General features: G+C 66.4%; 5 protein-coding genes and 1 pseudogene. 3 read left to right on the top strand and 3 right to left on the bottom strand.

Annotated elements, in window-relative coordinates:
* Positions 1–165 precede the first annotated feature (165 nt).
* Together Q1J95_RS13300 and Q1J95_RS13295 are read right to left on the bottom strand one after the other, a co-directional pair.
* Positions 166–1,110, bottom strand: coding sequence for a hypothetical protein (locus Q1J95_RS13300; protein WP_300268327.1), 945 nt, complete (start codon positions 1,108–1,110; stop codon positions 166–168).
* Between the two features lie 93 nt (positions 1,111–1,203).
* Positions 1,204–1,896 (bottom strand): phosphocholine cytidylyltransferase family protein, encoded by a 693-nt coding sequence (locus tag Q1J95_RS13295; protein WP_300268325.1) that lies wholly within the window; start codon positions 1,894–1,896, stop codon positions 1,204–1,206.
* A gap of 234 nt (positions 1,897–2,130) precedes the next feature.
* Here Q1J95_RS13295 and Q1J95_RS15725 point away from each other — a divergent pair, with 234 nt between their 5' ends.
* Genes Q1J95_RS15725 through Q1J95_RS13280 form a run of 3 tightly spaced genes read left to right on the top strand, consistent with a single transcriptional unit; the run spans position 2,131 to position 5,717 of the window.
* A complete protein-coding gene (locus Q1J95_RS15725; protein ID WP_366945559.1) occupies positions 2,131–3,861 on the top strand; it encodes an ATP-binding cassette domain-containing protein in 1,731 nt (576 codons plus the stop codon).
* Complete coding sequence (locus Q1J95_RS13285; RefSeq protein ID WP_300268322.1) at positions 3,837–5,399, top strand: hypothetical protein; 1,563 nt, start codon at positions 3,837–3,839, stop codon at positions 5,397–5,399. Before Q1J95_RS15725 ends, Q1J95_RS13285 begins: the two co-directional genes overlap by 25 nt.
* Positions 5,400–5,450: 51 nt before the next feature.
* Positions 5,451–5,717 (top strand): DUF3039 domain-containing protein, encoded by a 267-nt coding sequence (locus Q1J95_RS13280; protein WP_300268319.1) that lies wholly within the window; start codon positions 5,451–5,453, stop codon positions 5,715–5,717.
* Here Q1J95_RS13280 and Q1J95_RS13275 read toward each other — a convergent pair.
* Positions 5,696–6,428 (bottom strand): annotated as a pseudogene (locus Q1J95_RS13275) (nicotinate phosphoribosyltransferase); the annotation flags it as partial. The gene Q1J95_RS13280 and the pseudogene Q1J95_RS13275 sit on opposite strands and share 22 nt — an antisense overlap.

Genomic DNA, 6,428 nt, shown 5'->3' with positions numbered 1-6,428 from the left:
TCGGGTGTGCGGGGTCAGCCCGTACGACATGCCAGGGCACGCGATACGCGGCCGGTTTCGGTTGCTCAGCTGGTTCGATTCTTCGTAGCATGCGGCCACGGTAGAAGTGGCATCCGACGCTGAATGTCGGCGATTCGCGCACTCCGCGCGACCAGTGGAGAACCGCTACGACTCGTCTTCTGTGGAGAACGAGCCCGCGTCCGCATCGCGGCGCCCGGGCCGTGTCATCCGGCCGGCTTGGCGGCCGACCCAGACGGCGCCGCTGGCTACCGTCCCCGCAGCCCCGGCGACGGCGTTTCCGGCGTAGCGCGCGCCGCGCAGCATCCGCAGTTCGAGCTTCTCCGCACTCGCCGCCGGTTCCAGCCCGGCAGGTAACGTCGCGGGCGCTGCGCCGAAGGCGCGACGTGACGTGGTCAACACGCGGCGTCCGAGAATGTGGTTTCCCGTGCCGCCGACCGCGGCGCCGACGCCGAAGGGCAGAGCCTTGCCGAGAAAAGACGTCGTTCCGGCGGCGGCGAAACGCTTGACGAACACGGTCTTGAGCTGATCGACAGCCGGCCCGACAGCCGCGCGGGGAAGCGACCTCGTGACGAGCTCGCCCCAGTATGACGCACGACTCATCCCGCGACCCGTCGCCTGCTGTGCGAGCTGGCTCACGAGGTCGACTCCTTCCTTTCCGAGCATGAGCGTCATCACCAACGCTCGAGCCCGGTCAGGATTCTCGATCGCAATGCCGTGTACTTCGGCGAGCGATTGGGCGAACATCGCGGTCGACTCGACGAAGCCGATCGTCTCGACACCCGAGAGGGCGAGCGTGACGCCCGTGCCGATTCCCGGAACGACGGCCGTGGCACCCACGGCGGCGCCACCGGTCGTGACGGCGGCGAGATAGCGACGCTCAAGGATGCGCACGAGCTGGGCGGGCGTCGCGTTCGGGTTGCGCAGGCGGATGCTGCGGATATGCGCCAGCACGAGAGGCCGCTGAACGGCGAGCACGCGGTCGAGTCCGCGCACGACGAACGGATGCTCCTTCGATCCAACCGGCGCGACGCCCCTCTCCCACGGCGCATCGCTGGGGAGGGAATGGATCGTGTGCACCTTCGTGGCCATGAGGCGATCTTATGCACGGCATCCGCGAGAATGCCGAAAGCCCGCTCCGGCTGACGGAACGGGCTTTCGATGCGGGAACTGAGTCTGCGCTGGTCAGACGAAGAGGTTCGCCTGCTCGAGGTCTTCAGCGAAGTCGACCTCGACCGCGTAGAGGTCAGAGACATCCATCGGCTCAAGGAGCAGGCCGTCTTCGGCGATGGCCAGCTCGAGGCCGCGCTCGAAGTAGTCCTGGTCGCCGACGCGCTGCAGCTGGCGCATGAGCGCCTTCTTGTGCGTGGAGGAGATGTAGTTGATGCCGACAGCCTCACCGAGGCCGCCCTTGACCGTCTTCGAGAGCTGGTCGATGAACCCCTCAGCGGTGACGGTGTACTTGACCTCTTCGTCGCTCACCTTCGACGTGTTGACGGTCACGAACGACTGGTCGCGCTCGATGTACTCGATCGCACGGCCGAGGATGCGCGGATCGAAGACGACGTCGCCGTTCATCCACAGCACCCCGCCCTTGCCGGTCGCGCCGAGCGCGCGCAGCAGGCTCTTGGAGGTGTTGGTCTCGTCGTAGCGCTCGTTGTGCACGTAGTTGACACGTGGGAAAGCCTCGATGATGGTCTCGGCGCGGTAGCCCACAACGGCGGTGATGCGAGCGTCGCTTCCGAAAGCGGCACGGATGTTCTCGTGCTGCTGCTGCATGATCGAGCGGCCGTCGTTGAGCTCGGTCAGCGGCTTCGGCAGGGCGCGGCCCAGGCGCGAGCCCATGCCCGCGGCAAGAATTACGGTCTGAAGAGTCACGATTGCTCCTAAAAAGAATCTGTGTTCACGGCCGGTTCACCGGCCAGACACTTCTTCGTGCCGTTGTCATGGTAGCGATGCCCCCTGGGAACCTCCGGCGAAGTCAGCTCTCGTTGCCGTTTCGTGATCGAGTGCACACCTCATACACAGGTCGCTCGACGCCGACTCAGACGCGATGCATCAATTGTTTCCTTCCACAGGGATAAAGTCCAGCACCGTTGATAGCGTAGGACGGTGGCTGCTTCTCTCGATGATCGCTCCGCTGGATCGGACGACGTGACGGATGCCTCTGGCGAGAGCGCCGGAGCGACATCTGCTGCGAAACCGCAGGCGTCGAAGAAGTCGACGAGCACAAATTCGACGACGAAGAAATCACGGACGACGAAATCACCGACGACGAAAGCACCGTCAACCAAGAAGTCGCCGACGACCACGACAGCGGCGGTTCGCACGGTGGCTGCTCGCAATAACACGAAAGCTGCCCCGGTGTCGGGACGCGCCGCCGATAAAGCAACCGCAGTGAAGGCCGCTGCCGCGCAGAGCGCCGAGACCAAGGCCGCTGCCGCAAAGTCGATCTCTGCCAAGACGGCGGCTGCGAAGTCGGCCGCCGCGCGGACAGCAGCGAAGAAGACCGCGACCAAGTCGGCCGCGGCGAAGACGACGTCGGCGAAGACCGCGGCCGCCAAGGCCGCTGCGACGAAAGCAGCCGCAGCCAAGGCAGAGACGAAGAAGGCGACGCTGCCGAAGAAGACCACTCCGGCGAAGAAGGCTGCGACGCCGCAGAAGAAGCCTGCGACGCCGAAGGCCAAGCCTCAGACGAGAGCCGAGCAGGCCGCCCCGGTCGCCGATGCCGTCTCTGAGCCGACCTCACCGGAAGAATCGCTGGCCGCGCTGTTCGATTCCACCACGCCGGATGCCGCGACCGCTGAGCCGGTCGAGGCCGCACTCGGCGAGGCCGCGCCGCTTGAAACTGAGCCGATCACGGCTGAACCGATTGTCGAGGCTGAACCGACAGTCGAGCCAGAGCCGGTTGGCGAGGCTGAGCCGATTGTCGAGCCGGAGGCGACTGTCGAGGCCGAGCCGGTTGTCGAGGCTGAGTCGGCTGTCGAGCCAGAGCCGATCGAGGCTGACCTTCCCGCCGCCACCGACATAGCGGCGGCCGTCGAGACCCCTGCCGTCAGCACACCGGAAGCCGACGGATCCATATCCGATGCGATCGTGATCCGTGGGCTTGTCAAGAACTTCGGCGACCACCGTGCCGTCAACGAGATCGACCTGACCGTTCGCGCAGGTTCCTTCTACGGCATCGTGGGCCCCAACGGTGCCGGTAAGACCACGACGCTGTCGATTCTCGCCGGGCTGCTGCGCGCAAGCGCCGGGCAGGTCGTGATCTGCGGCATCGATCAGGCGACTGATCCGCTGGCTGCCAAGCGCGTCATGGGAGTGCTGCCCGACCGGCTTCGCACCTTCGACCGTCTGACCGGACGGCAGCTGCTGCATTATTACGGTCTGCTGCGCGGTCTCGCCGCCGACGTGATCGAGAAGCGCACGGCCGATCTGGCTCGTGCATTCGACCTCGGCGACGCGCTCAACCGCGTCGTGTCCGACTACTCGGCCGGTATGACGAAGAAGATCATGCTTGCCGGGGCCATGATCCACTCGCCGCGTGTGCTCGTGCTCGACGAGCCCTTTGAGGCCGTCGACCCGGTGTCGTCCGCGGTGATCCTCGACATTCTTCGCGCCTACGTCGCCCATGGCGGCACGGTCATCCTCTCCAGCCACGGCATGGACCTGGTCGAGCGCGTCTGCTCGCGGGTGGCGATCATCGTCGACGGTGACGTGCTGGCGGAGGGAACGATCGACGAGGTGCGCGCCGGCCAGACCCTGGAAGCGCGTTTCGTCGAACTCTCCGGTGGCGTCGGCGAGGTGGAGGGGCTGGAGTGGTTGCACACGTTCTCCGACTGAGGCTCGCACTCCTGTTCGGCGCGCTGCGCGGCGAACGTCCGGTTCGCGCCGTTATCGGATTCTTCGTGCTCGCGGCCGCCACGACAGCCATCTGCGCGGCGATCCTGAGTCTTGCCGATGGGCCGCCCGCGGTGGCGCAGACCGTGCTCGTGCTCTCTGGCGCAGCGATCTTTCTCGGTTTCCTGCTGGGACCGATCCTCACGGGAACCACGGATCAGCTCGACCCGCGCCGCTTCGGTGTCTTCGGGGTCGACGTGCGGCAGATGCCGTGGATTCTCGCGCTCGCCTCGCTGGTGAGCGTTCCCTCGCTCGCGCTGCTCGCTGTCGTGGTCAGTTCGACGATTGTGACGGCGCAGATGGGCGCTCCGTGGCCCGTCGCCGTTGTGGCGGGCCTGGTGCGGCTGGTCGTGTGCGCTCTTGTCGCCCGCGTGGGAATGGCCGTCAGCGCTCTGCTGCTGCCGGAGCGTCGCTCGCGCGAGCTGACCTCGTTGTTCGTGCTCGCCTTGATCGTGGTCGCCTTCCCGGTCGCCGTGTTCTTCGCCTCACTCAACTGGAACGGGCAGGTGCCGGCCGTCGTCGAGACGATCGCGGCCATCGCCGGCTTCACACCGTTCGGCGCAGCATCCGCGCTGTCTCCGGCGGGTGCGCAGGGCGCGCAAGGCGTCTGGCTCATCGCGGTCGTCGTGGTCGTCACCGTGGTGGGGCTGTGGCTGCTGTGGTCATGGCTCGTGCAACGACTGTTGACGAGCATCGAGCGTCCGGCGGCTTCGCGTGAGCGCAGCGGCCTCGGCTGGTTCGCTCTGCTTCCCGCGAATGCGTTCGGTGCGATCGCCGCACGCAGCCTCGTGTACTGGCTGCGCGACCGTCGCTACATCGTGAACTTCGTCATCGTGCCGATCGCCGGTGTGCTCACGGTCTTCCCGCTTCTCGTGGCCGGTGTGCCGCTGTATCTGGCGGCCCTCGTTCCGGTTCCGGTGATGGCGCTGTTCTTCGGCTGGCTGCCGCACAACGATGTCGCCTACGACTCGACGGCTTTCTGGACACATGTCGCCAGCGGCGTGCGGGGGCTTTCTGATCGCTTCGGGCGCATGGTGCCCGCGGCCCTGGTCGCGGTTCCGGTGCTGGCGATCTCGATCCCGCTGACTCTCGCGCTGATCGAGAGCTGGTATCTGCTGCTGCCGATGATCGGTCTCACCGTGAGTCTGTTCCTCTCCGGGCTCGGCCTGTCGAGCATCTCGTCGGTGGTGTCGCCCTACGCCGTCTCACGGCCGGGAGACAGTCCGTTCCAGCAGCCGCAGCGGTCAGCATCGCGCGGCACGTTCGGGCCGGCGGCCGCGTTGCTGGGCTCGGTGGCGGTCAGTATCCCGACGCTGTATCTGTTCATCATGACCGTGATCGCTGACGGCGGTTACAACGTCGCCACCTTCTGGGTCGGGCTCGGCTCCGGAATCGTGGTCCTGGTGGTCGCCGCCGTGATCGGCGGGCGCATCTTCGATCGCGGCGGAGAGCGGCTCATGGAGTTCGTCGAGACGGTCTGATGTCCGCATCGAGCGCCCCGCAGGGCCTCGCAGGCGATTAGACTCACGGCTATGAGTACTCCGCTGGACAGCCCCGATCAGGGCGGTGTGACCACGCTCGATCGTGAACTGGAAGAACTTCTCAATGAAGAGGACCTTGAGCCAGGCGACCACGAGCGCTTCTCGCACTACGTCAAAAAAGACAAGATCCTCGAGTCCGCGATCTCCGGGCGACCGGTGCGCGCACTCTGCGGCAAGAAGTGGACCCCGGGTCGCGACCCGCAGAAGTTTCCGATCTGCCCGACCTGCAAAGAGATCTACGAGTCGATGGTCGGTTGACCGGCATCGGTGAAGATCGTCGGAATCGCCGGATCTGACCGGCTCAGCGCCAGCGCGCGCAGCGGAAGCTCTTTACGCACACGCAGGTGATGGTTTCGAGCGGATGCCGTGCCCTCCGCTCCCTCGTAGCCGGTGTCGGCTTCGCCACCGTCGACGAGCGTGACCTGGAGCGAGCGGGCGTCGGGGTGCTCCGCCGGCGTACTGAGGTCTTCGAACCCATCGGAGACAATGACGGTCTCGGCGGTCGCGATGCCGTTGTGCAGGGTGCGAAATGCCGCTTTGCGCCCGCCGCGCGACTGCTTATCGCCCGAGCTCTTGGCGACGGCGACCCAGGAGCCCGCTGGGTCCTGCCTGGCGACGAGTTTGTAGACCATTCCGGCTGTCGGATGCCCGGAGCCGGTGACGACTGAGGTGCCGACACCGTAGGAGTCGACGGGGGATGCCGCCAGGGCGGCGATGGCGTACTCGTCGAGGTCGCTGGTCACGGTGATGCTCGTCTTGGTCGCGCCGAGCGCATCGAGCTGCGCCCGCGCCGCGGCAGCGACGGTGGGCAGGTCGCCGGAATCGAGCCGGATGCCGCCGAGGCCGGTGCCGGCGACCCGCACGGCGGTCTCGATGCCCTGTCGGATGTCGTAGGTGTCGACGAGCAATGTCGTCTGAGCACCCAGGCTGTCGATCTGAGCGCGGAAAGCGTCTTCTTCCGTGTCGTGC

The sequence above is a fragment of the Microbacterium sp. genome (genome assembly GCF_029263575.1).
GTDB lineage: Bacteria > Actinomycetota > Actinomycetes > Actinomycetales > Microbacteriaceae > Microbacterium.
The sequence above is the reverse complement of the archived record's forward strand: the minus strand, read 5'-3'. Positions and strand labels throughout refer to the sequence as shown.

Bases quoted from the DNA above. Each gene is read 5' to 3' on its own strand.
- Q1J95_RS13300 (WP_300268327.1), bottom strand. From the start codon at position 1,110: ATGGCCACGAAGGTGCACACGATCCATTCCCTCCCCAGCGATGCGCCG.
- Q1J95_RS13280 (WP_300268319.1), top strand. From the start codon at position 5,451: ATGAGTACTCCGCTGGACAGCCCCGATCAGGGCGGTGTGACCACGCTC.